Raw genomic sequence first — 25,096 nt, 5'->3', positions numbered from 1 at the left:
TCGGTGATGCGGCTCAGCCGCCGGTGACGGCGTCGAGCGTGCTGCGAACCCGTCGGACCAGCTCGGCCCGGCGATAGGGCTTGTTCAGGATTTCGAACTCCGATCCCCCCACATCGGTTCGCTCCAGGCTCGCCTCGGCGTAGCCGGTGGTGAGCAGGACCTTGAGGTCGGGCCGGCGGCGACGGGCCTCGCGGGCGAGCATCAGGCCATTCATGCCGCCGGGCATGATCAGGTCGGAGAACAGCAGCGCGATGTCGGAGCGGGTCTCCAGCACCTGCAGGGCTTCGCGGCCGTTGACGGCGGTGAGGGTCGTGTAGCCGTAATCGCGAAGGATCGTCCTGGCCAAGTCGGCCACGTCCTCGCGGTCGTCGACGATCAGCACCGTCTCGGTGCCGGACCGCTCGGCCTCGAGCGGAGCAGGCGGAGGCTCGGGCCGGTCGTCGCCCACGCTCGCCGGGAAGGACAGCCGCACGGTCGTACCCTCACCCATCACGGACGAGACCTGCGCGGTGCCGCCCGACTGCTTGGCGAAGCCGTAGACCATGGAGAGGCCGAGCCCAGTGCCCTTGCCCTCCTCCTTCGTGGTGAAGAACGGGTCCATCACCCGCGCCAACATCTCCGGCGGGATGCCGTTGCCGGTATCGGTGATGGCGACGCTGACGAACCGGCTGCCGCGCAGCGCATGCGTGACGATGCCCTCGTGCAATCTCTGGTTCTCGGTGGCGATCACGAGCCGGCCGCCGTTCGGCATGGCGTCGCGAGCATTGATCAGGATGTTCAGCAGCGCGACCTCGGCCTGGGTCGGATCGATCCGGCAGGTCCAGAGATCCGGACAGAGCCGGGTCTCGATATCGACCTGCTCGCCCAGGGTGCGCCGGGCCAACTCACCCATGCTCTGGACGAGCTGGTTCAGGTTGACCGGCCGTCCCTCGAGCCGCTGCTTGCGGGCAAAGGACAGGAGCTGCTGCGTCAGCGTGGCCGCGCGCTCGGCCGCCGTGCGGATGTTGTCCGTGGCGCGGCCGAGCCGCGCCCGGTCGGCATCCGGCTTATCGAGCCCGGCGGCGACGATGTCGACATAGCCGAGGATCACCTGCAGCAGGTTGTTGAAGTCGTGGGCGATGCCGCCGGTGAGCTGGCCGAGCGCCTCCATCTTCTGCGCCTGGCCGAGCGCGTCCTCGGCATCGCGCCGACGCGACACGTCGAGTTGCGAGGCGAAGAAATACACCACCTCCCCCGAGGCATCGAAGACCGGCGAGACGAACAGCGCATTCCAGAAGGTCGAGCCGTCCTTGCGATAGTTCAGGATCTCGGTAGCGACCTCGCGTCGTCCGGCGATGGCGCGCCTGATCTCGGCGACGGCCTCGCGGTCCGTCTCCGGCCCCTGCAGGAAGCGGCAGTTGCGGCCGACGACCTCGTGGTGCGCGTAGCCGGTCATCGTGAGGAAGGCGCTGTTGACGAACACGATCGGCGTATCGGGCAGCCGCGGGTCGGCGATGACCATCGGCATCCGCGTCATCTCGACGGCGGCGAAGAAGACGTTGCCCTCCGGCCGCTGGATCTGGGCCGGTGCCCCTTCGACGACGACGGCGCGCGCTGGATTGGCCGGCTTCTCGGGAGACGGGTCCATAGGCTTTCCCTCCCCTCCGGAGAGAGCGAGCCTTTTCTCAGCCCTGCCGGCGCAATGGGAAAAGTTAGTCTGAACGCGATGGCCTGTCGATCATCTGTCCGAGATGTCGATCAGGTTGGGTCCGCCGGTCCTACTCTTCATTGCGAGTCGAAAGCGGAGCAACCCGAAGCTGCATAATCGCCGTAGCGAAATGGCTCTGGGTTGCTGCGCTGCGTTCGCAGGGACGGGCTGCTCACGCCTCCCCGTCGAGCCCGAAGCTCACGTGCTCGACGTGGGCCCGCTCGAAAGCCTGCATCACGTGCTGGTACGAGCGTTCCATCTCGGAGGTCTCTGGTCCGGGGGCTTCCTCGGGCTTGAGGACGAACATCAGCATCGAGCGGCCGGTGACCGTGTAGCGGTCGCCGATGCCGAAGCTCGCGAGTTCCTGGCTGTCGGGCAGGTTGGTGTCGAGGATGCGCGTCCAGGCGACGCCGCCCGCCGTCTCCGGCAGGGTGAAGTCGACCACGTCGTGATAGGAATTGTAGAACAGCAGCAGGGTGGCGTCGCCGCCGCGGCGGTGGATGCCCGAGGCCTGTGCACGCCCGTCGAGCAGCACGGCGAGCGAGCGCGAGTTGCCGTCGTTCCAGTTCTCCGGTGTCATCTCCGTACCGGCCGGCGTCAGCCATGTGACGTCCTTGACACCGAACTCCTCGTCGAAGGCGCCCGTGACGAAGCGGCCGCGCGAGAGCATCGGCAGGGCGTTGCGCAGCAGGATCAGGCGCTGCGTGAACTCGGCGAGATCGCGCTCGTCCGCCCCGATCGCCTCCCAATCCATCCAGGAAACCTCGTTGTCCTGGCAATAGGCGTTGTTGTTGCCCTTCTGCGTCCGGGCGAACTCGTCGCCGGCGAGCAGCATCGGCGTGCCCTTGGAGAGGAACAGCGTCGCCAGCATGTTGCGCATCTGGCGCAGGCGCGTGGCCTTGATCTCGGGATCGTCGGTGGGGCCCTCGACGCCGAAATTATAGGAGAGGTTGTGGCCGTGACCGTCGCGGTTTCCCTCGCCGTTCGCCTCGTTGTGCTTCTCGTTGTACGAGACCGTGTCGGCGAGCGTGAAGCCGTCATGGGCCGAGATGAAGTTCACAGACGCCCAGGGCCGGCGGCCGCGCTTGTTGAACTTGTCGGCCGAGCCGGTGATGCGCGCGGCGAGCGACGGCAGGAGGCCCGCGTCGCCCTTCCAGTAGCCACGGACATCATCGCGAAAACGGTCGTTCCACTCGGCCCAACCGGGCGGGAAGCCGCCGACCTGATAGCCGCCGGGACCACAATCCCACGGCTCGGCGATGAGTTTCACCGAGTTCAGCACCGGGTCCTGCCGGCAGGTGTCGAGAAAGCCGCCGCCTTCGTCGAAGCCGTAGGGCTCGCGGCCCAAAATCGTCGCGAGGTCGAACCGGAAGCCGTCGACGCGCATCTCGGTCGCCCAGTAGCGCAGGCTGTCGGTGACGAGCTGCAATACGCGCGGATGCGACAGGTTGAAGGTGTTACCCGTGCCGGTGTCGTTGATGTAGTAGCGCGGCTCCTTCGGCATCAGCCGGTAATACGAAGCGTTGTCGATGCCCTTGAAGGACAGCGTCGGACCCTTCTCGTTGCCTTCGGCGGTGTGATTGTAGACGACGTCGAGGATCACCTCGAGGCCGGCGCCATGCATCCGGGCGACCATCTCCTTGAACTCGGAGAAGGCGAAATCCGGCACCGCCGCGTAACGGCGTGCGGGGGTGAAGAACGAGATGGTGTTGTAGCCCCAGTAGTTCGTGAGCCCTTTCTCCTGCAGGTAGTCGTCCTGCACGAAGGCGTGGACCGGCAGCAGCTCCACCGAGGTGACGCCGAGGCTTTTGATGTAATCGAGCACGGCCGGTGTACCGAGGCCGGCATAGGTGCCGCGGATCTTCTCGGGCACCGACGGGTGCAGCTTGGTGAATCCCTTGACGTGCGTCTCGTAGAAGATCGTCTTCTCCCACGGCACGTTCGGCTTCACGTCGCGGCCCCAAGTGAAGGCCGGATCGATCACTTGGCAGCGCCGGGTGTAGGGGCCGCTGTCGCGGTCATCGAAGGTCAGGTCGTCGCCGGTCTCCATCTGATAGCCGAACAGGGCCGGATTCCAGGTGATGGAGCCGACGAGACCCTTGGCGTAGGGGTCGATCAGCAGCTTGTTGTGGTTGAAGCGGTGGCCGGTCTTCGGCTCGTAGGGGCCATGCACCCGGTAGCCGTAGATCGTGCCCGGGCGCGCGTCGGGCAAATAGCCGTGCCAGACCTCGTCCGTGTATTCGGGCAGGACGATCCGCTCGATTTCCTTCTCGCCGGCATCGTCGAACAGGCAGAGCTCGACCTTGGTGGCATGGGCCGAGAAGACGGCGAAGTTCACGCCGAGCCCGTCCCAATTCGCGCCGCGCGGATGGGGCGAGCCCTCCCGGATGCGCGAACGCACGACGCGCGGCTTCGCAGGTCCGTCGGACTGGGTGTTCTTGGCTTCGGCCATGGTGTCTCCACTGGCGGCCGCCGCGCAGCGGCAGCCGGATTTGAGGTGGGAACGCTCACGTTCCGGTGAAGCTCCGCCGCAGCGCGAAAATATGCTTCGGCCGAACGGGTTGACGGGACAAAATTCGCTGCAGCGCGGCAAGCTGCCGCGCCGGCACGTCTTTTCCACGCGTGGGCGAGCACGGCTGGCCTAAGCGTTGATTCACTTCGAGCCGGTATGGTCCCGCCGGGTTGCGTTCGGAAAGCCGGAGTTCGACGTGGTGGCGGTTGTTGCGTTGGGGAGCGCGCAGGGGCGTCTGTGCGGGGAGTTGGCGGCAGCCATCGCGTGCCATCTGACCCGATCGGACCGGGAGGCCGGTCCCGGCGCCCACGGCGCGACCTATTACCACGAATCCGAGCCGGCCTTCGAGGAGGCGACGCGGGTCTTGAAGGACCTCGGCCTCGCCGCCCCCGTGCCGCGCGCCGACAAGCCGGACGAGACCTGGTATTGCCGGCACGCGCTGACGATGGATTCCGAGGCCATGCCGGGGGCGCTGGCATCCGCCGTCATCGACGGCGCACGGCTCGAGGCCGTGCTGTCCGCGTTCCTGACGCTCGCCTGCTGCCACGACCGCCTGCCATCGGAGCGCACGCCCTTCACGCCGCCGACGGCCTATGAGGCTGCGATGCGGGCGCTGGTCCGCGCCGGCTACGCCCAGGGTGTCGGGACCGCCTTCCGCTGGACCGACAAGATCGGCTCGGCGATGTGTCGGATCGAGGCTTGGGACGAGAACGGCCAATCCCTCGCGACGCTCCGGGAGCGCGACCGCCTCGCCCAGGCCGATGCGGCATGGCGCTCCATGCCGGAGACGATCCGGCGCGCGCATTTCGCCAAGCGCCCGGTACCTCTCGTCCCCGTGGTCGAGGCGCTGACGATGAGCTGGCGCGACGGCGCCTGGCATCCGGTCGATCGCGAGGCGCCTGTGGCGCCCGCCGGGCAGATCGCCCTGGCGCGGCGGCTGATCGAACTGGCGCAGAGCCGGGCGTAAATATCCCGCAGTCGGATCACGACAGGATCCGTGGAAGTCCTGGCCCGTTGCGGTTAGAGCTGCAGCACCGCAGCCGGCCGGACCCATGATGACCGACGACACCATCGCGCGCTTGCAGGCGCTGTCCGAAAAGCACGGCGTCAGCCCCGAAGCGGTGCGGCACATGCTTCGGGCGCTCGATTCGGGCGGCGGCCGAATGGCTCAGTTCGACCATCCCGAATTCGGCGGGATGGGCCAGTGGTTCTCCGGCGGCATGGTCATGGTCGGTCGCATGAACGATCACGGTCTGAAGGCCCGCGTGACCGCGCTCTGCGAAGACCTCTCCGCCGCGCTGCCGGATCTGGCACCGCGCCGGTCGCAGAGCTTTTCGATGAGCCAGTCGTCGAGCGGCTCCTCCGGCAACTGGTGGCCCGAGGGCCTTGGCCGGGCGTCGAGCGTCGGCTCGCAGAACGCCACGCGCTACGCCTGGTTTCCCGAGAGCCGCCGGCTCGCCGTCGAGACCGACGGTCGGGTCGCGCTCTACGACACGGGCGAGCACGTCATCACCGGCGCTTCGCAGCAGCAATCCGGCACGTCGAGCTTTCGGTTCAGCGGACCGCATGGGGTCATTTCGCTCGACGACCTGACGCCGGTGGGAGAGGAGCAGAGCCCGTCGCAGGCGAGCGTGACTGACCGTACCGAGCACGCGCCCTCCCCGGCCCCGGCCTCCGACTCGCGTCAGGCCCACGCGCCAAGTCCGAGGCACGGGGAGACTCCGATGCCGGTCCGGCCGGCCGAGCCTCCCAGGCCTGACGCAACTCCCGCGGCTGCGGCCCATCCGCAAACGGACGTGATCTCGACCCTGGAACGGCTGGCCGAACTGCACCGCAAGGGCATCCTCACCGACGAGGAGTTTTCAGGTAAGAAGGCGGAGCTGCTGGCGCGGCTCTGACGGTCCGCCGCATGGCTCCGCAACGCGATCTCATCGGCATCCAGACAATCTTCCACGAGCCCGGCGTCGCCGCGTTTCCGCGGGGGCGGGAGATTCTCGATCGATTTCCGGACGCCGAGCGGATCGAAGTGCCCTCGCACTGGAACATTCCTTCGCTGCACGGCAACGAGGGCTCCGTCGAGGACTGGCTGCGGATCAAGCGTTCGACGCTGGTGCTCGGCGTGAAGAAGGGGCTCGCCATGCGTCCGAACGGACGCAGCGCCCACTTCATCGCGCCCTCGACCTCGAACGGCTGCGCCATGGCCTGTGCCTATTGCTACGTGCCGCGCCGCAAGGGGTTCGCGAACCCGATCTCGCTCTTCGTCAACACCGAGGCGGTCGGCGCGGCGATCCGGCGCCACGCGGAAAAGCAGGGGCCGTTGCCCGAGCCCGATCAGGTCGACCCGTCACTCTGGGTCTACGATCTCGGCGAGAACGGCGATCTCTCGGTGGACGCCATGCTCTGCGACACGGTCCGCGATCTCGTGGCGCTGTTTCGCACCATCCCGAACGCCAAGGGTTCGTTCGCGACGAAGGCGGTCAACCCGGATCTCCTCGCCTACGACCCGCAGGGCAAGACGCGCGTCCGGTTCTCGCTGATGCCCGCGCGCATCGCCAAGATCGTCGACGTGCGGACCAGCCCGATGGCCGAGCGTATCGCCGCGATCGACGATTTTCTGCGCGCCGGCTACGAGGTCCACGTCAATTTCTCGCCGGTGATCCTCTACGAGGGCTGGGAGGCGGATTGGCGGGCGCTGTTCGACGAGATCGACGACACGCTCTCGGACGCAGCCAAAGCGCAGCTCAAATGCGAGATCATCCTGCTGACCCACAATGCGGGGCTGCACGCGGTCAATCTCGGCTGGCACCCCAAGGCCGAAGACCTGCTCTGGCGGCCCGACATCCAGGAGGCCAAGCGCTCCGAGGGCGGCGGCGACAACCTGCGCTATCGAACCGGCTGGAAGGGCCAATGGCTCGGCCGCTTCAAGGCGTTGCTGGCGGAGCGGATGCCGTATTGTACGGTGCGCTACGCGTTCTGACGTGCCGTCAATGCGTCCAGGGCGCCGTGCGATTGAACTTGAAGTTGTCGGAGTAGGACAGGCCCTTGCGCACGGTCTGCGGCCGCGGCGTCTCGATCCGGTAGGCTATGCCCTCGCGCTCGGCGTAGGCCACGGCCTCCTCCGCGGTATCGAATTCCAGCCGGACCTGCTGGAGCATGTCGGACGACGAGGTCCAGCCCATGAGCGGATCGGCCTCGCGGGCGCTGGTCCGGTCGAATTCGAGAAGCCACTGCTTGGTGCGCGCCATCCCCGATTGTGAGGCATCCTTCGAGGGGCGGAAGATGCGGGCGCTCGACATCCGTCACGAAGCTCCACGAAAAAACGAATGGTCGGGGCGATAGGATTCGAACCTACGACCCTCTGGTCCCAAACCAGATGCGCTACCAGGCTGCGCTACACCCCGACACGCTCACGCGCTGAGTGGGACGTACGATTTTGCCGCCCCCTGGGCAAGCAGCGACGAACGCGAAGGTCCCATGAAAAAACCCGTCCGGCGTACGCCGGACGAGTCGAATCTGCAGGCGGCTTGGACCCGATCAGCAATCGTCGCCCTTGTGGCCGGCGTGCTGGGTGGCGCCGGTGTCGTTCATGGCGCCGACCGTGCCCGGCGAGGCAGGCTGATTGCCGCCGGCGAGGTTCTTCGAGCCGGCCTCGGCCTTGTCGCTCTTCTCGCCACCCTTGTCGGCGGTCTGGGTCGCTTGGTTCGCGCCCGCGTTGTTCATCGCACCGACCGTACCCGGCGAAGCGGGCTGCGCGCCGCCGGCGGTGTTCTTGCTGGACGTGTCGGTGTCGGAGCTCTTCGCGTTCGTGGTCTGCTCGGGGCTCTTGCCTTTCACGGCCGTGGTGCAAGGGGCGGCAAAGGCAGCCGAGGCAGTCAGCAGGGCAGCGGCGAAAATGTTGGCGCTGATCATGATTTTTTTCACGGAGTTCCTCCACGTTGTTTCGCGGGAGCAATCAGCAACCAGGGACAGATGTTCCGCCCGAATGGCTAGCCTGCGACAATGCTGACGCCTGCTGCGGAACGACCGGATCTGTCGAGAGATAGACGTTCGCTGACGCGTCGGACAAGCGCACGATACTTTGGTCGCTCGCGCGCGCCGTCGCGTTTCGCACGCGGAAGATTGCTTCGACCCGCATGACCGGCAACGCGCCTTTCTCCGCACGCCGGAACAAACCGATCCTGTTTGGGCGCCGAAATAGGATCGTCGAAAGCGCGTCAGATCCAGCCCGACCCGGCAGTTTCCTGATTCGTCCGATCACAGGATCGATTGATCCCCGCATGCGGCGCGAAAAATCCTTAACGAACGGATCTTGCCCAAAATCAAATTCAAGTGTTTGTTTTTGCTAAGACAATTCTTGAGCCTAGCGACCTACCCTACTACCGCCACCCGGCAAAACTTGCCGAGCGTCCGGCAAAATTAACCGCACGGTAACCATGCCGACCCTGAATGGGGGGGTCGGTAAGGAAACGTTCACGCCCGTGACAAGCCCTGCTCCCACATTCCCCGTCTTCGCCTGTCGCGGCCGCGTCTTTCGCGCCCTCGCCCTGGCGCCCCAGGCCCCAGTCGGCGACTGGCTCGCCCTCCTCGACGCCGCGCTGAAGCGCGCGCCCACCCTGTTCGCCGGCAAGGGCGTGATCCTCGACGTGGCGGCCCTCGCCCCCGAGGCCCCCGCGCTCGAAGGGCTCGTCGCCGAGCTGTCGAGCCGCAGCATCCGCATCCTCGGCATCGAGGGCGCGGCTTGCGCTTCGGTCGGGCTTCCGCCCTTCCTTGCCGGCGGCCGTCCGACGGCCGAGGGCGTGGAGGTCGCGATCGAACCGGAAAAGCCTCCCGTGACCTCGCTGACCATCGAGGGTTCGGTGCGCTCCGGCCAAAGCATTTGCCATCCCGACGGCGACGTGACCGTGATGGGCTCGGTTTCCTCGGGCGCCGAGATCCTCGCGGGCGGCTCCGTCCACGTCTACGGCGCGCTGCGCGGCCGGGTAATCGCCGGCGCCGCGAAGAACCCGCGCGCAAGAATCTACTGCCGGAAGTTCGAGCCGGAGCTCCTCGGCATCGACCGCCTCGTCCGCACGGCCGAGGACATGGGCAGCCACCTGCGCGGCCAGGCTGTCCAGATCTGGCTCGACGGCGGCGCGATCAAGTTTGCGGCCCTCGCCTGAGCGGCACGCTTCGACAACCACGATTTGGCTTCAAGGGAAACGATGAGATGGCCAAGGTTCTCTGTGTGACATCCGGCAAGGGCGGCGTCGGCAAGACGACGACCACGGCCGCCCTCGGCGCAGCGCTGGCCCAGGCCGGCGAGAAGGTCTGCGTCGTCGACTTCGACGTCGGCCTGCGCAACCTCGACCTGATCATGGGCGCCGAGCGCCGGGTGGTCTACGACCTCATCAACGTCACCAACGGCGACGCCAAGCTCAACCAGGCGCTGATCCGCGACAAGCGGCTCGAGAACCTCTCGCTGCTGCCGGCCTCGCAGACCCGCGACAAGGACGCCCTGACCGATGCCGGCGTCGAGCGCGTCATCGCCGAACTCCGCGAAAAGTTCGACTGGGTCGTCTGCGACAGCCCCGCCGGCATCGAGCGCGGCGCCCAGCTCGCCATGCGCCACGCCGACGTCGCGGTGGTCGTCACCAACCCCGAGGTCTCCTCGGTGCGTGACTCCGACCGGATCATCGGCCTCCTCGATTCCAAGACCGTGCGCGCCGAAAAGGGCGAGCAGATCGAGAAGCATCTGATCCTCACCCGTTTCGACCCCGCCCGGGCCGATCGCGGCGACATGCTCAAGGTCGACGACGTGCTCGAGATCCTCTCGATCCCGCTGCTCGCCATCATTCCCGAGAGCCTCGAAGTGCTGCGCGCCTCGAACGTCGGCTGCCCGGTGACCCTCAACAACCCGCTCTGCGCCCCGTCCCGCGCCTATATCGACGCCGTACGCCGCCTGAAGGGTGAAACCGTTGCGATGGCGATCCCGTCCGACCGCAAGTCCCTGATCAACAAGCTGTTCACACGGAGGGCAGCATGAGCGTTCTCACTTTCCTCAAGCCCCGCGGTTCGGCCAACACCGCCCGCGAGCGCCTACAGCTCATCATCGCGCACGAGCGGTCCGAAAACGGCCGCCCCGACCTGGTGATCACGCTGCGCGAAGAGATCCTGGCCGTCATCGCCAAGCACGTGAAGGTCGATGCCGACAAGGTCCAGATCAAGCTGGAGCGCGGCAAGGGCGTCTCGACGCTGGGCGTGGACATCGAGATCCCCGTGGACGCCACGCCGATGCGGGCCAGCGCCTGACACCGTTTCCGGAAAATCCATCCGGACGTCCCACCCATCGCCGTCATCCCGCGGTGACACGCCAGTGGCCTCGACGGAGCGCTCCAGGAACCGCGAGGGATCTGGAGGGCTCTTTCGAGGCCTCCGCTTTCGCTACGGCATCCCGGGATGCGGCGGAGGGTGGGATCGTCGCCCTCCCTCCCCTGCCGTGACGTCCCCGTACGATCAGCCGCCGCGAAGCGTCAGCCGGAAAGCCGGGGCATGGTCGGGCTGCAGGGTCACGACCGGCGCCGGCAGGACGGGCCTGTCGCCCGCAAGCGCGAGGCGGAATCGGGCAACGAGGCGGGAGAGCGCCAGCACCGCCTCCGTCAGCGCGAATTGCGCGCCGATGCAGACCCGCGGCCCCGCGCCGAAGGGCAGATAGGCGAAGCGCGGGATGGCCTCTGCGCCGGGCAGGAACCGCGACGGATCGAACGCGTCCGGCGCCCGCCAGAGCAGACGGTGACGATGCAGCAGCCAGGGCGCGATGATCACGATCGTGCCAGCGGCGATGTCGTGGCCGGCGAGCGTATCCGCGCCGCGCGACAGCCGGGCCATGACGAAGGCCGGTGGATAGAGCCGCAGCGTCTCGTCCACCACCGCCCGGGTCAGCGGCAATCGCTTCATGAGATCGCCCATTCCGGGATCGTTGAGCGCTTCCTCGGACAGGGCCTCCTGGATGGCGGGCGCTTGCGCCAGCAACGTACAGGCCCAGAGCAGCGTCAGCGCCGTGGTCTCGTGCCCGGCGAGGATCAGTGTCGCCACCTGATCGCGCAGTTCCTCCGGCGCGAACGCACGGCCCGTCTCCGGATCGCGAGCCTCTCCCAGCAGATCGAGCAGGTCCTGCGCCGCGCCGGTGCGCCCACTGCCGCGGTCGGCGATGATGCCGTCGAGCGTGGCCGTCCAGCGCCGTCGAAATCGGGCTCGGGCGATGTCGTGCGGACTCGGCCAGCCGAGCGGCAGCAAAAAGTCGAGCAATTGCGGCCGGCCGAGGCGGCGCTGATACTCCTCGACCAGCGCGCGCAGGCCGGCACCGTGCCGCGTCATGCCGACCGAGAACATCGTGCGCCCCGCGATCTCCAGGGCGAGCCGTTGCAGGTGACCAAACAGGTCGACGTCGCCTTGCTCCCCCTCCAGCGTGCGGATCGCCACGTCGGTCGCGGCGAGAATGTGAGGCGCCAGCATCTCGACGGCCCGCGGCGTGAAGGCGGGCGCCAGGGTGCGCCGCTGATGGCGCCAGGCGGCACCCTCGCTGATGAGCAGGCCGTCGCCGAGCACGGGGCGCAGCATCCGAATCGAGATCGCCGTGCGGACGTAGTTCTCGGCGTTCTCGACCAGCACCCGGCGAACCGCCTCCGGATCGCTCACCGTGATCCGCGGCCGCCCGAGCAGGGTCCGCCGCTGCACCGGCGTCTCGTAGGCCTGCCGCGGCCAGATTCCTATGCCGTTCGTTCCGACCGTCGCAATGAACCGCATCAGCGGCAGGTCGCGCTCGGGTGGCGCCGGCACCGGGGGCACCAAGAGCGGCGCCGGCGGGAAAGTGGATGTCGCGCCTCCGATCATGACGGAGTGATGCGCGCCGGGTGAGCCGCTGTAAATCGGCCGTACGGCTGCGTTTAAGTCGGCCGTCCGATAAGGCCGGCAGCTTGAGGGTATTGCCAAGGCAAAATCGTCTGGCGTCTACAAGGGCCGTAAGCCGTCCATCGATGCGGACCGGGTTCAGGGACTTGGCGCCCTTAGGGATGGGAGGCATGGCTATCGGGCGGGAACTGAACGTGTCCAGGGCGTTGGTCTACCGGCTGTTGGGTGCGAGCGGATGACCAGCGGAGAGCGGTCATGCCAACTCCAATGAACAGTGACGTCATCGCTGCTGGACCTATTTTTATCACTCTAAAATACAAAATCAAAATCTATTAATGTTTTAGTCTGGTCGGATATTTTAGATAAGATACATAAAATTGTCATTAATTTATATTTGCGAGAAATATATTGAATTACCACCCTATATGTTGTAGCCGCGTGACGATATTATGATGAAGCTAAAGCAATTTGCTGTTGATGATGGCGTCAGTGTTGCTTCGATTGGGAAGAAACTCGTTAACGAGTATCTGGTTCGGCACACACAACCTTGCATTGAGTCGAGAGGCTGGATTGGTTCAGGCACCGGTCTAGTTTTCGGCGGCCCGATTTAACTACGGCCGCCGACATGTATGACGCCGCCGCAGCTAAAGGGGCACGACCGATCGCGATAAGGAGTGGACATTGTAATCAGCTAAATTAGTATCGCCATGGGTCGGCGAAAGCTGCCACTCAAACCTCACGGAACTAAATCGAGCGCCGGAAGACAGGGCTGGCGCAGTGGTTTGGATCGATTTTGCAGGTCTTCAAAAGGCCATTAGGTCATTCGAGCCAGTCTAAGATTTATAGGTGCTTTCAGAAAATAGGAGCGGAGCATGCAGCCGAGGCCTGATTTCGAGCGCGTTGCTAAATCTGCGCACGATCCTCGTACAATCGATCAAATCATCGAACATTATTCTTTAGAAAAGAATTTGGCAAAAAGACTCAAGATTTCCAGCAAAGAAGATAGACGTAGATTTTATCGCGAGGCATACGATACCCTGTTTCAGCAACTGCCTCATCATCCTCAGCACAACAACAACTATCTGGATCACGGCTACATTTCAAAACAAGCCGCATTACTGAAAAAATTGATCAAGCCCGACGCTGATCTGATCGAGATCGGTGCCGGCGACGCCAGACTTGCCATTGAAATGGCACCTCACTGCCGATCAGTCACGGCCATCGACGTGTCAGATGCGCTGTTTCAGCCGCAGCAGGCGCCGGCAAACGTCCAATTTCTTCTGACCAATGGGACCACCATCGACATGCCGGACGGCAGTGTCGACTTTGTCTACAGCAATCAATTGGTGGAGCATTTGCATCCTGATGATGCCGAGGAGCAACTACGCGAAATCATCCGCGTTCTTAGAAAAGGTGGCAAATACTTCTGTATTACACCTAACGTAACTTCTGGGCCACACGATGTATCCAAGTACTTCGACTATGTTGCGACTGGATTTCATTTAAAAGAACATTCTTTTTCTTCTCTTGCTTCGCTCTTGCGTAGCGCTGGTTTTCGGTCTGCTACCCCGCTGTTGGTCCGGAAAGGTGGATACCGCGTTCTCCCCTTTTACGTCGCGCAGACTATAGAGATCGCTTTCAAGATAGCTCAAACTACAACCCGCGCCTCCCTTCGGTCTAACCCTAGAATTCGAAACGCCCTCGGGATCAATATGATTGCAACAAAATAGATATCCGCTCACTCACATAAGCGAGTGTGTTGCAATTGCATACGTTTTTATTCGTCAGATAGAATATTTCGCCCCATCGTATACCAGTCTCTAAGGCAATAAGAACGATAGGCTTGACGAACTATCTGTTTCTTTTGAGTGCATCGTCAAATCAGCTGCTCTCACTGGGTGAAAGATGTCGGTGCCTCAATACGTCAGCATGTCCGATCCTAACCCGACGAGCCGGTTTTTCCTGGATCGGCCAATCTTACTCACGCATCGCCAGTTCGAAGCAGTGCCGGTAGAACGGAGGTCAAGGAGAGCCTCGCAACGACCGATCCGGACGAGGCCCGTATCTTGGCCGGCGGGTGATCGAACGCTCCGTCCTCGACGTCGCCCAAACGTCGGGAACACGGTCAACGAGCAGATGCGGTGCGACCAGCGGCAGCATCGCTCGGTTTTGCTGACGATGATGTCCGTCTATGGGGCCGCACTCGCCAAAAGCAGACCAGCCGAAAACCACCCGACCCAGTCGTAGGTCCTCGTGCTCAAGATAGCTGGAAGCGGACCTTCCGAGGGTCTGTAACGGCAGCCGTTCGGTCACGCCCCAGCACCGCATCGAACCGGACGTGCCAATGCGATGACAGGATTTCCGCGGTACTGGGTTCATCGCCGCTCGCGACACTGTTGATCGGCACGCCTAGGAAGTTGGCATCAGCGTGAGGCGCCCTCTTAAGTCCGCTGGAGCGCCGTCTTCACCTTCTCCGGGGTGAACGGCACCGAGCGCAGGCGCAGGCCGATTGCGTCGAACACTGCGTTCGAGATCGCTGCCGGGATCACGGCCGCCGAGGGCTCTCCTGCACCCCAGGGTTTGTCGCGGGGGCGGTCGATCAACTCCATCACGATCTCGGGCACCTCGGGGAAGGTCAAGATCGGATAGCTCGCCCAATCGGTGCTCGTCACACGCGATCGGTCGAACATCACCTCCTCCTTGAGCACGCGGCTCACGGTCTGGATGACGTTGCCCTCGATCTGATTGCGCACCCCGTCCGGGTTGATGATCTGCCCGCAATCTTGGACCACGAAGACCCGTTTGGCGCGGATCATCCCGGTGCGGCGCTCGACTTCGACCTCGGCCACGGCGGCGACATAGGTCCGGTAGAGCTCGTACTTCACGTAGGACAGACCGCGGCCGGTCTGGACGTCGCCCTGATCCTTCGCATCGCCTTTGGGCGATGGCCGGCTCTCCCATTTCGCCAGGGCGGCGACACGCCTGAGGACCTCGGTCCCGCGCGCGTCGGCCAACGAGCGTAGACGATAGTCGAGCGGATCGACCCCGGCTGCCGCCGCGCATTCATCGAAGAAGGCCTCGTTCGCGAAGGTGTTCTGCATGCGTCCCGGCGTGCGGATCCAGGACGGGCGCAAGGGCGTCGTGGCGAGGCGACGGCAGACGGTCTTCACGTTCGGGAAGCCGTAGGGGATCGCCGAGTTGTGGACGATGTTGCCCGGAGCCAGAGCGGTCTCGTGCGGCAGACCGGCGAGCGTCGCCGCCACCAGCGGAACGCTGCCGGCTGCTCCCACGGGGATATGGAACTGCGAGGACCAGGCGGTCACCGCGCCATTGTCGTCCAGACCAGCGGACAGATCGATCAAAGTAGGCGGTCCCTTAGGGTCCCACCCGTGCTCGTCGGCCCGCGACCACTGCACCCGCACCGGTTTGCCGACAGCGCGGGCGAGGATGGCGGCGTCTGCCGCGGCATCCTCATGGCCATTACGGCCGTAGCATCCCGAGCCCTCGACATAGATGCAGCGCACCTTATCGGGCGGCAGCGAGAACATCGCCGAGAGCTGCGTACGCAGGGCGTGCGTCATCTGCGAAGCGGTCCACACCGTCAGCGCGTCGCCCTCGGGCTCGGCTACCGCGCAGGACGGGCCGATGGAGCCATGGGTGTGGATCGCGAAGTCGTAGGTCGCCTTCAAGGTCCGCGCAGCCTTGGACATCGCCGCGTCCGCATCGCCGACGTTTGAGGTGACGTCCTCCTTCACCACCGGCGTCGCGCGGACATGCTCCCAGAGCCGGCTCTGCTCTGGCAGCGTCTCGGCTTTGGACCAGGTCGCCGAGAGTTTTTCCGCGGCCTTGATCGCGGTCCACTCGCTCGTGGCGACGACGCCCAGAAAGTCGCCCTCGCGCACCACCTTCACCAGACCCGGCATGCCGGCGACCGAGGCCTCATCGACAGCTGTCAGCCGTGCCTCGATGGCCGGCGGCCGGATGACGCGGCCATGCAGCATGCCGGGTAGCTTCACGTCCTGCATGTAGGTGGAGCTGGCGTAAATCTTGGCCGGGATGTCGAGCCGCGCCACCGACTTACCGACGAAGCTGAAGGCGTCGGGATTCTTGCTTGGCGCGTCCTTGTCGAGCTTCAGCGAGAAGTGGCCGTCTTTCAGAAGATCGGCATAGGCGATCCCTTCGCCTCCTGCGGCCGGGGTCACACGGCCATCCCGGGTAACGAGGGCATCGGCCGGTGTGCCGAGCCGCTCCGAGGCGAGCTGGACGAGCTTACGCCGGGCGGTCGCAGCGGCGGCGCGGATCTGCGTGCCACCATTCTGAATCGACAGGCTGCCATAGGTCGGCCCCTGGTCCGGGGTCAGAGCCGTGTCGCCCTGGATGACCCTCACCCGGGAGAGTGGCAGGTCGAGCTCGTCGGCCGCCATCTGGGTCAGAGCGGTCTGGACCCCGGTGCCGAGATCGACCTTGCCGGAATAGACGATGGCCGAGCCGTCGCGCTCCAGGGCGAGGTAGCTGTCGACCTCGTCGAGGGCGACCGCCTTCGAGGGCGCGGTACCGGAGGCGGCGACAGTAGGCAGGGAGCGGCTCAGCGAGAAGCCGACGATGATGGCGCCGCCCTGCAGGACGTGGCGGCGGGAGAGCTGGGTGGTTGGCATGAACCCCTCCCGCTCAAAGGCTGGTCGCGGCGCGCTGGACGGCGCGCACGATCCGGGCGTGGGTGCCACATCGACAGAGATTGCCGGCGAGCGCCTGGCGGATCTCGGCCTCGCTCGGCTTCGGCTTGTCGTTGAGGAAAGCCGCAGAGGTCATGATCATGCCGTTGATACAGTAGCCGCACTGGGCCGCCTGCTCTTCGACGAAGGCCGCCTGGACGGGATGCGGAGCCTCCGGCGTGCCGAGGCCTTCGAGGGTGACGATCTTCGACTCGGGCTTCAGCGACGAGAGTGGCGTCACACAGGAGCGCACGATCTGACCGTCGACATGGACCGTGCAGGCGCCGCACTGCCCGAGCCCGCAGCCGAAGCGCGGCCCGCGTAGACCGACTTCGTTGCGCAGCACGTAGAGAAGCGGTGTGTCGGGATCGTCCAGGCGCACGTCGAGCGAGCGGCCGTTGATGGTCATAGAATGCGATTGGCCCATGCTCTCCTCCGTCCGATCGGAATTATTCTTGATACAGGGAGGAAGTCTGGGCCGATCGTTGGCGCCGTCAAGCGAGAAGAATGTCAGTTGTCGCGTGCGAAGCGGCGGCGAACCTGCAGGACAGCAGCATCCCATTCGTGCTCGCGACCGGCTACGACGCGGATGGGATCCCCGCGGAGTTCGAAGGCGTGGTGCGGCTGCAAAAGGCTCGGTCAACTCCGCGTAATTGGCGAAGCGGTATCGTGCGTTGTGGGTCGGGCGACGTAGCCTGAGAGCGGATCTCGCGATGGAAGGAAGGTTCTCGACACCAACCGTTGTCTCGACGTCTGTTCCCTCTTTCTGCGTGCCTTGAAGCGGCCCGTCAGCTTCGGCCAGATCCGGCAGGCCGCGTCGCGCCCATATCGGTCATCCGAGCCGGCCGACGACCTGCACCGAAGCAGACATAGGCGCCGGCAAGGTGTTGACAGAGATGGGTGGAGAACAGACCTAGATTCTTCGTCCTGGAGCGGACTTTGTGGCTCCGACCCAACCCCATCGTACCGGTCAGCCGTATTGGTTCTCGAAAGCAGATGTTCACCGGTAATATTTCCCGGAGCCTCGCTGGGCTATGCGGGCGCGGCGCGTGATGCCTCGATCAGCGAGCGGATACGGGCACCCATCGTCTCGACTGCGAACGGCTTTGTCATGACGGCCATGCCGGGGGCGAGGTGTCCGTTGCCGAGGACCGAGTTCTCCGCGTAGCCGGTGATGAACAAGACCTTGAGGTCCGGCCGCGAAACCCGCGCGGCGTCCGCCATCTGCCGGCCGTTCATGCCGCCGGGGAGGCCCACGTCGGTCACCAGCAGGTCGATGCGCACGTCCGACTGCAGAACCTTGAGACCCGCGACGCTGTCGCCCGCCTCGATCGCGGTGTAGCCGAGGTCCTCCAGGATGTCGGTGACGAGCATGCGCACGGTGGGCTCATCATCGACGATCAGCACCGTCTCACCCTGCTCGGAGCGCGGAAGCGTCGCGAGTACGACGTGGCTGTCGTCCGCATCGATCTCCCCGTAGTGGCGCGGCAGGTAGATCGAAACAGTCGTGCCTTTTTCGATCTCCGAATAGATCCGCACCTGTCCGCCGGACTGCTGGGCGAAGCCGTAGATCATGCTCAAACCCAGGCCCGTGCCCTCGCCGAGCGGCTTGGTGGTGAAGAACGGCTCGAACACCCGCGCGATCACCTCCGGCGACATGCCGGTGCCGGTATCCGTCACGCTCAAGGTCAGGTACTGTCCCTCCGGTATGTCCTGCTGACGGGCAGCGCGTTCGTCGAGCCACTTGTTCGCTGTCTCAATGGTGATGCGCCCGCCGTCGGGCATGGCATCGCGCGCGTTGATGCAGAGGTTGAGAAGGGCATTCTCGAGCTGGGATGCATCGACCAGCGCCGGCCAGACCCCGGACGCCCCGACCACCTCGACAGGGATGGCCGGCCCGACTGTGCGCTGGATCAACTCATGCATGCCGGAGACAAGTCGGTTCACGTCTGTCGGCTTCGGATCGAGGGTCTGGCGGCGGGAGAAGGCGAGGAGGCGGTGCGTCAGGGCGGCGGCGCGTTTCGCAGCACCCTGGGCTGCCGTCATGTAGCGATCGACATCCGTCAACCGACCCTGCTGCATCCGAGTCTGCATCAATTCCAGCGAACCCGAGATGCCGGCGAGCAGGTTGTTGAAGTCGTGAGCGAGGCCGCCGGTCAACTGACCCACGGCCTCCATCTTCTGCGACTGGCGTAGAGCTTCCTGCGCCGTCTCCAAGTCGGCCTGCGTCCGCACCCGATCGGTGATGTCCTGGGCGAAATGGAAAGCGCCGACGATCCGTCCATCCGCATCCCTGAGCGGGCTGTAGAAGACCTCCCAGTAGGGCTTGGCGATGTCGGGATCGCCGAACTCCTCGACGACATCGAAGGTCTCACCCAGCAAGGCTCGGGACATGAGGCCACGCATGACCGGGGCCTGATCGGGAGGGAATAGGTCGGGGAAGACATCCCCGATCCGCACGCGATAAGCAGAGATACGGAAGAACTCGTCGCTGTGGGCCTTGTTGAAGGCGATCAGGCGGTAATCGGTGTCGAACGCGCAAATCGGCGAGGCACCCGACTCGATGATGTTTTCGTAGAGATGCAGCGCTTCGGCACGCTTCTTCTGCTCGGTGATGTCCCGCGCGCTGCAGAACAGCTTGCCGTTTTCTGCAACCGCGACCCAGGACAACCAGCGGTAATCCCCATCCTTGTGGCGATAGCGGTTCTCGAAGTTCAACACCGGCGCGCCGCGCAAGGCTTCTACGAAGATGGCTGCGCTCGGTGCGCGGTCCTCCGGATGAACGAGATCCTCGTATTGGGTGCGCAGCTCATCCGCGCTCCAGCCGAGGGTCGCGGTCCAGGCTGGGTTCGTCGCCTCGAAGACCCCGTTTGACGCGATGATAGACATCAGGTCGGGGCTGACCTGCCAGGTCAGCGTCCGCTCGCGTGAGCGTTCGGCGACCTTGCGCTCGAGATCGGTGTTGAGATCGCGCAAGTCCGCCTCGTTGCGGCTCCGCTCGACGGCCACACGCGTCCGGGCTGCAACCTCTCGGATGAAGGCGAGATCTTCCGCCGGCCAAGCCCTCACCTCGGCATGGTTGACGTACAGCATGGCCACGAGCCGGCCACGCTCGATCACCGGCACGTTCACGAAGGCCTGGGCGCTCAGGGCCGTGATGGCGGCCACCGCCTCCGCCGTTCGCTCGTCCAGTGCGACATCGGCGATGCTGATGAGTTCGCCGCGTTTCATGCTGTCGACGAACGACCCGTAGGCGCGCAGTGGCAGATCACCTGCGAGCGTCTCGACACCTGGCGCGTTCCAGTCCCGCTCGACATGGAGCGTCTCGGCGTCGTGGTCGATGGTGCCGTAACCGACCCGGCTGACGACGAGTGTCTCGCCGAGGATCTGCGACGATGCGAACGCGATCTCGTCCGTGCCCGAGAGCTCGCTCAGCCGCTCCGTGAGCTGCGCCAGGGCCGAACGACGTCTCTCGGCCTTCACGCGGTCGGTGACGTCCGAGCCCTCGATGAAGATGCCGTTGACCGCGCCGTTCAGATCTCTGATCGGTTGATAGACGACATCGACGAAGCGCTCGTCATAGGGCCCGCCTGCCACGGCCTGCACGGCGTAGCGGATGCCGTAGATCGTCTGCGCCTCGCCGCTGTCGTAGACGCCGTCCAGGATGGTCAGGAAGCCTTGCTCGACCGCGTCGGGCAGAGCTTCGGCGACGGTTCGGCCGAGAACGTCCCGGTGGCCGATGAGCTTCATGTAGCCTGGATTGGCCAGTTCGAACCGGTGCTCCCTGCCGCGCAGGACTGTCATGAATGTCGGCGACTGGGCGAAGAGTTCGCGGAAGCGGTCACGCTCCTCGGTGCTGAGCCTGATGCGCCGGTGCGCGTCGAGGTGAAAGGCGATTATCTCCGCGAACATCTTGAACATGCCGAGCGTCTCGGGCGTGTTCACCCGTGCCGGCCGGGGGTCGATGGCGCAGAGCGTGCCGAAGAACGTCCCGTCCGACAGGACGATGGGCATCGAAACGTAGCTCTCGAAGCCGTACAGGACCGGTGTCGGGTTCGTGCGATAGGCCTCGTTTATGGACGCGTGGTCGATGACGACCACGGCGCTGTCCTGCCGGACCTCGCGGCAGATGGTGGTCTCGACCTTCAACTCGCCGCCCGGCTTCAAACCGAAGGCGATGTCGTCCTTGACGGCACAGGCAACCCAGCGGTCCTCGGTCACGCGGGCGACCGCAGCGAACCCCATACCAGTAGTCCGGCAGACGACCTCCAGGATCGACGGGACCGCCTCGATGCTCTCGATGGCACTGATGTCGGACTGCAAGTCGTGGGGCATGGGCATGTCAGACGCGCCCGTGCTCATCGGGTCGGACGCTCGTGGTTGTCCATGATGCGCGGGCGGGAAACGGCCTGGTCGCGCTCGATGAGAAGCCGCAAGCCGGCGCGAACGACCTCGCTGGCATTGCCGTAGTGGCCGCTCGCCACCTGTGCCTTGATGTAGGCCTCGAGCTCGAGCGTCAGGGCGATGTTGCGGGTCGGCGTGTTCGACATCGTTCGAGCCGTGTCATGCAGCACGACCGCTGTCAAAGGTTGTCAACTCCGATCCGTCCCACACAGACCTGAGCGCTATCCCAATGCGGACATTCTCAAAGCCAGCTAAGGGTCGTTGTCGGAAGGGCTGCCGGGGGTGGGGAGCGGAAGGTGGATCCGAGGCCAAAAGCGGACATTCCGCTTGGTACCCGTCTCAGTCATTCATCCGGTGAGGCGGCCGAAAATTTATCGCACGCAGTGATGCGCATGCCCGAGGCAACTACACCCTTCGCCGCCTGAGCGGCTCGACCCGAGACGCCTCGATCATTGAGCGGATACGGGCTGCCATCGCCTCGACCGCGAACGGCTTAGTCATAACCGCCATGCCCGGTGCGAGATGGCCGTTCCCGAGCACGGCATTCTCGGCATAGCCCGTGATGAACAGCACCAGGAGATCCGGCCGGGAGACGCGCGCGGCATCCGCCATCTGACGGCCGTTCATGCCGCCGGGCAGCCCGACATCGGTCACGAGAAGATCGATGCGCACGTCGGACTGAAGCACCTTCAGGCCCGCGGCGCTGTCGGCCGCCTCGATGGCGGTGTAGCCGAGATCCTCGAGGATGTCGGTGACCAGCATGCGCACGGTGGGCTCGTCGTCTACGACCAGGACGGTCTCGCCCTGCTCGGAACGCGGCAGCGCTGCGGGCGCGGCGTGGATCTCTTCCGCGTCGAGCTCGCCGTCGTGGCGCGGCAGATAGATCGAGACCGTCGTTCCCTTGCCGACCTCCGAGTAGATCCGCACCTGTCCGCCGGATTGCTGGGCGAACCCGTAGATCATCGACAGGCCGAGGCCCGTGCCTTCGCCGAGCGGCTTGGTGGTGAAGAACGGCTCGAACACCCGCTCGATCACCTCCGGCGGCATGCCCGTGCCGGTGTCGGTGACGCTCAGGGTCAGGTATTGCCCTTCCGGCACGTCCTGCTGGCGGCCCGCCCGTTCGTCGAGCCACTTGTTGGCGGTCTCGATGGTGATCTGGCCGCCGTCCGGCATAGCGTCGCGGGCGTTGATGCACAGATTGAGCAGGGCGTTCTCGAGCTGAGAGGGATCGACCAGGGCCGGCCAGGCACCCGACGCCCCGACGACCTCGATGGTGATCTGCGGGCCGACCGTGCGCTGCACCAGCTCCTGCATGCCCGTGACCAGCCGGTTCGCGTCGGTCGGTCGAGGGTCGAGGGTCTGCCGCCGCGAAAAGGCCAGCAGGCGATGGGTCAAGGCCGCGGCGCGCTTCGCGGCCCCCTGCGCGGCCGCCATGTAGCGGTCCACGTCGTTGAGCCGCCCCTGGCTCATCCGCGTCTGCATCAGCTCCAGGGAGCCGGAGATGCCCGCGAGCAGGTTGTTGAAGTCGTGCGCGAGGCCGCCGGTCAACTGGCCCACGGCCTCCATCTTCTGCGATTGCCGCAACGCCTCCTGCGCCGTCGCGAGCTCCGCCTCGCGCGCCTTGGCCGCGCTCAGGTCGCGTCCGACGGCGATGAAGTTCACGCCGTCCCGCTCCGGGGCGACGGTCCACTCGATGGATTTCCAGTCGCCGTCGCTGGTGCCGATGCGGTTCTCGAAGCGGGTGGGCCGACCGGTTTCCGCCATGCGCCCGATCGCTTTGAGCGTCGGAGGCTCATCGTCGGGATGCATGAAGGTCGCGTAGCCCCGCGAAAGCAACTCGCGCTCGGTCCAGCCGAGCACCCGCGTCCAGGCCGGACTGACCGCCGACATCATGCCGGTGTAGTCGGCCCGCGCCAGCATGTCCTGGGAGAGGTTCCACAAGCGATCACGTTCCGCCGAGCGCGCCGCGACTTGAGCCTCCAGGGTTTCGTTCAGTTCGCGCAACTGCGCCTCGCTCTCGCGCAAAGCATGCTCTCCGCGCGCGCGCTCGACGGCATTCCGCGTGCGGTCTGCGACGTCCCGGATCAGCGTGAGGTCGCCCTCGCTCCAGTTCCGTTTCCGGCCGTGGTTGACGAAGAACACGGCGACGAGCCGTCCCTGCTCGAGGACCGGCATATTCACGAAAGCCCGGCTGCCCTTGCCTTCGAGCGCGTCGGCTGCCGGCCCGGCGGTTCGCGGATCGGCGCGGACGTCGTCGATGACGATGAATTCGCCGCGTTTCAGGTTGTCGACGAAGGAGCCGTAGTCCCGCAGCGACAGCACGCCCGCAAGCGTCTCCACGCCTGGTGCCGTCCAATCCCGGTCGACGTGAAGCGTCTCGGCGTCGTGATCGATGGCGGCGTATCCCACCCGGCTGCTGCCCAGCGTGCGGCCGAGAATTTCGGCGGTGGCATGGGCGATGTCGGCCGGTTCATTCAGGTCGCGGATGGCCTGGGTCAGATCGACGAGGACGCTGCGCCGGATCTCCGCAGCCTTTCGCGTCGTGATCTCCAGCGTCGTTCCCGTGACCCGCAGGCAGCGCCCGGTTGCGTCGAACACGCCACGACCCTTGGCGGCCACCCAGCGCTCGATACCGTCCTCTTTGCCGATCGTCCGATATTCGACATCGTAGAGAGCGCGACGGTCCGGATCGGCCGCGCCGAGATAGGCCGCCGTGGTCGCTTCGCGATCGTCGGGATGAAGCCCGGCGTAGAAGTCGTCCATGCTCACCGGGACCTCGGCGGAAATGCCGAACATCGCCTTGGTGCGGGTAGACCAGGACAAGCGATCCTCGACCACGTCAACGTCCCAAAGGCCGACATCCGCATTGTCGACGGCGAGGCGAAGGCGTTCTTCGCTCATCGCCAGCGCCGTCTGCTCCTCGGTCAGACGGCGCTCGAGAACGACGCGTGCCGTCGTTTCGGGCGTGATGTTGAGAACCGCAGCGACGCTGCCGTCTTCGTCGCGCAGGGCGGACAGCGAATAGTTGAACCAGGCAGTCTCCGTGCCGCCGCCGTCGAGCCGCGCCATGACGAACGGAGCGTCCTCGAAGGAGACTGGCGCGCCACCCGCGCGAACGCCGTCGAACTGAGGTTGAAGCTCGTCCCAGATTTCGGCCCAGACGCTGGAGCCGGGTTGCCCGAGAGCTGCAGGGTGCTTGGCAGCCAGGATCCTGCGGTAGGGGTCGTTGTAGATCAGGGCGTAATGCGGGCCTGACCAGAGGCAGATCGGGAACGGCGAGTCGAAGATCGACCGCACCATGATCCGGAGCGCTGGCGACCAACCTGCCGTCGGCCCCAGGGGGGTTGTCGACCAATCGACATTGCGCGCAAGCGAACGGACTTCGCCGAGGCCTGCAAACAGCGCAGCAGCGTCGACCAGGTCTTCGTTCCTGAACTTCAATACGCTCTCGCCAGCCACGTCCACCCGCGCCAAAGCGTCGCTCGATCGCTGCAAATAGGCCAGCCCATCATTGTCAGCACTCACTATCACGTCTGGGCCAGTGCAGCAGGCGCTGGCGGCGCAGGCGCGCGATCGCCGCCTGTGTCTCTGCCGGGGTCGGCCGATGCAGGCAGTGGGGCCGCGACGAGCGATCCTGCGGTCCGGCCACGCCTTCGGCCGCGAAGCGAGCCATCCACTTGCGCACCGTCTTGGCGCACACGCCCATCGTCTCGGCCACCGTTCTGGGAGTGAGCCCGCTCCTCGCCAGCCGCACCAACCGCTCTCGACCGGACGGCGACAGTCGCGCATTCTGATGGATGTTCATCCAGTCTCTCCGGGAAGGCTGAAGCGTCGCAACTCCAGCGTCCTCGGTTCAGACCGGATGGACAACCTATCGAAAGCTCGTACCTAGCT

17 protein-coding genes, 1 tRNA gene and 1 pseudogene are annotated in these 25,096 nt (G+C 65.3%); 7 read left to right on the top strand and 12 right to left on the bottom strand.

The genetic code is table 11. The features are described from left to right. Positions 1-13 precede the first annotated feature (13 nt). Together MHA02_RS07450 and glgX are read right to left on the bottom strand one after the other, a co-directional pair. Positions 14-1,627: a histidine kinase famiy protein gene (locus MHA02_RS07450; protein WP_147078016.1), complete on the bottom strand. Its 1,614-nt coding sequence runs from the start codon at positions 1,625-1,627 to the stop codon at positions 14-16. Positions 1,628-1,859: 232 nt separating this feature from the next. After that, a complete protein-coding gene (gene glgX, locus MHA02_RS07445; protein WP_147078015.1) occupies positions 1,860-4,139 on the bottom strand; it encodes a glycogen debranching protein GlgX in 2,280 nt (759 codons plus the stop codon). Positions 4,140-4,398: 259 nt separating this feature from the next. Between glgX and MHA02_RS07440 the strand changes: the two genes are divergently transcribed. From MHA02_RS07440 to MHA02_RS07430, 3 genes are all read left to right on the top strand, one after another. Next, on the top strand, positions 4,399-5,166 hold the full coding sequence (locus MHA02_RS07440; protein WP_210245058.1) for a hypothetical protein: 768 nt from the start codon (positions 4,399-4,401) through the stop codon (positions 5,164-5,166). A gap of 88 nt (positions 5,167-5,254) precedes the next feature. Beyond that, positions 5,255-6,097 (top strand): SHOCT domain-containing protein, encoded by an 843-nt coding sequence (locus MHA02_RS07435; protein WP_147078139.1) that lies wholly within the window; start codon positions 5,255-5,257, stop codon positions 6,095-6,097. A gap of 11 nt (positions 6,098-6,108) precedes the next feature. Continuing rightward, on the top strand, positions 6,109-7,176 hold the full coding sequence (locus tag MHA02_RS07430) for a spore photoproduct lyase family protein (RefSeq protein ID WP_147078013.1): 1,068 nt from the start codon (positions 6,109-6,111) through the stop codon (positions 7,174-7,176). A 7-nt stretch (positions 7,177-7,183) separates the two neighbouring features. On the opposite strand, the gene MHA02_RS07425 is transcribed toward MHA02_RS07430, so the two are convergent. The 3 genes from MHA02_RS07425 to MHA02_RS07415 form a co-directional block, all read right to left on the bottom strand. Then, positions 7,184-7,495 carry an ETC complex I subunit gene (locus tag MHA02_RS07425; RefSeq protein WP_147078012.1) on the bottom strand — a complete coding sequence of 104 codons (312 nt, stop codon included), beginning with the start codon at positions 7,493-7,495 and terminating at the stop codon, positions 7,184-7,186. Positions 7,496-7,523: 28 nt separating this feature from the next. Beyond that, positions 7,524-7,600 (bottom strand) — tRNA-Pro (locus MHA02_RS07420). Between the two features lie 133 nt (positions 7,601-7,733). After that, entirely contained in the window at positions 7,734-8,120 is a 387-nt protein-coding gene (locus tag MHA02_RS07415) for an exopolysaccharide production protein YjbE (protein ID WP_373866682.1), read from the bottom strand. A gap of 557 nt (positions 8,121-8,677) precedes the next feature. Here MHA02_RS07415 and minC point away from each other — a divergent pair. The 3 genes from minC to minE are packed head-to-tail and all read left to right on the top strand — an operon-like array spanning position 8,678 to position 10,487. Continuing rightward, a complete protein-coding gene (gene minC, locus MHA02_RS07410; RefSeq protein ID WP_238180377.1) occupies positions 8,678-9,358 on the top strand; it encodes a septum site-determining protein MinC in 681 nt (226 codons plus the stop codon). Between the two features lie 47 nt (positions 9,359-9,405). Next, on the top strand, positions 9,406-10,221 hold the full coding sequence (gene minD / locus MHA02_RS07405) for a septum site-determining protein MinD (RefSeq protein ID WP_147078009.1): 816 nt from the start codon (positions 9,406-9,408) through the stop codon (positions 10,219-10,221). After that, entirely contained in the window at positions 10,218-10,487 is a 270-nt protein-coding gene (gene minE / locus MHA02_RS07400; RefSeq protein ID WP_147078008.1) for a cell division topological specificity factor MinE, read from the top strand. The genes minD and minE overlap by 4 nt, the downstream gene beginning before the upstream one ends. Positions 10,488-10,691: 204 nt before the next feature. On the opposite strand, the gene MHA02_RS07395 is transcribed toward minE, so the two are convergent. Beyond that, on the bottom strand, positions 10,692-12,068 hold the full coding sequence (locus MHA02_RS07395) for a cytochrome P450 (protein ID WP_147078007.1): 1,377 nt from the start codon (positions 12,066-12,068) through the stop codon (positions 10,692-10,694). 890 nt (positions 12,069-12,958) lie between these two features. On the opposite strand from MHA02_RS07395, the gene MHA02_RS07390 reads away from it, so the two are divergent. Then, positions 12,959-13,816, top strand: a complete 858-nt coding sequence (locus tag MHA02_RS07390) for a class I SAM-dependent methyltransferase (RefSeq protein WP_147078006.1) — start codon at positions 12,959-12,961, stop codon at positions 13,814-13,816. A gap of 711 nt (positions 13,817-14,527) precedes the next feature. Here MHA02_RS07390 and MHA02_RS07385 read toward each other — a convergent pair. From MHA02_RS07385 to MHA02_RS07360, 6 genes and pseudogenes are all read right to left on the bottom strand, one after another. Further along, positions 14,528-16,741 (bottom strand): xanthine dehydrogenase family protein molybdopterin-binding subunit, encoded by a 2,214-nt coding sequence (locus tag MHA02_RS07385; protein ID WP_147078005.1) that lies wholly within the window; start codon positions 16,739-16,741, stop codon positions 14,528-14,530. A 13-nt stretch (positions 16,742-16,754) separates the two neighbouring features. Next, positions 16,755-17,225, bottom strand: a complete 471-nt coding sequence (locus MHA02_RS07380; RefSeq protein WP_147078004.1) for a (2Fe-2S)-binding protein — start codon at positions 17,223-17,225, stop codon at positions 16,755-16,757. A 605-nt stretch (positions 17,226-17,830) separates the two neighbouring features. Further along, entirely contained in the window at positions 17,831-21,133 is a 3,303-nt protein-coding gene (locus MHA02_RS07375; RefSeq protein ID WP_170249100.1) for a PAS domain-containing protein, read from the bottom strand. A 23-nt stretch (positions 21,134-21,156) separates the two neighbouring features. Continuing rightward, on the bottom strand, positions 21,157-21,348 hold the full coding sequence (locus MHA02_RS07370) for a type II toxin-antitoxin system ParD family antitoxin (RefSeq protein WP_147078002.1): 192 nt from the start codon (positions 21,346-21,348) through the stop codon (positions 21,157-21,159). Between the two features lie 259 nt (positions 21,349-21,607). Beyond that, positions 21,608-24,502, bottom strand: coding sequence for a GAF domain-containing hybrid sensor histidine kinase/response regulator (locus MHA02_RS07365; RefSeq protein WP_147078001.1), 2,895 nt, complete (start codon positions 24,500-24,502; stop codon positions 21,608-21,610). A gap of 247 nt (positions 24,503-24,749) precedes the next feature. Then, positions 24,750-25,007, bottom strand: a pseudogene (locus MHA02_RS07360) (leucine zipper domain-containing protein); the annotation flags it as partial. Between the last annotated feature and the right edge of the window lie 89 nt (positions 25,008-25,096).

This window comes from Methylobacterium haplocladii, from assembly GCF_007992175.1.
Classification (GTDB): Bacteria; Pseudomonadota; Alphaproteobacteria; order Rhizobiales; family Beijerinckiaceae; genus Methylobacterium; species Methylobacterium haplocladii.
The sequence above is the reverse complement of the archived record's forward strand: the minus strand, read 5'-3'. Positions and strand labels throughout refer to the sequence as shown.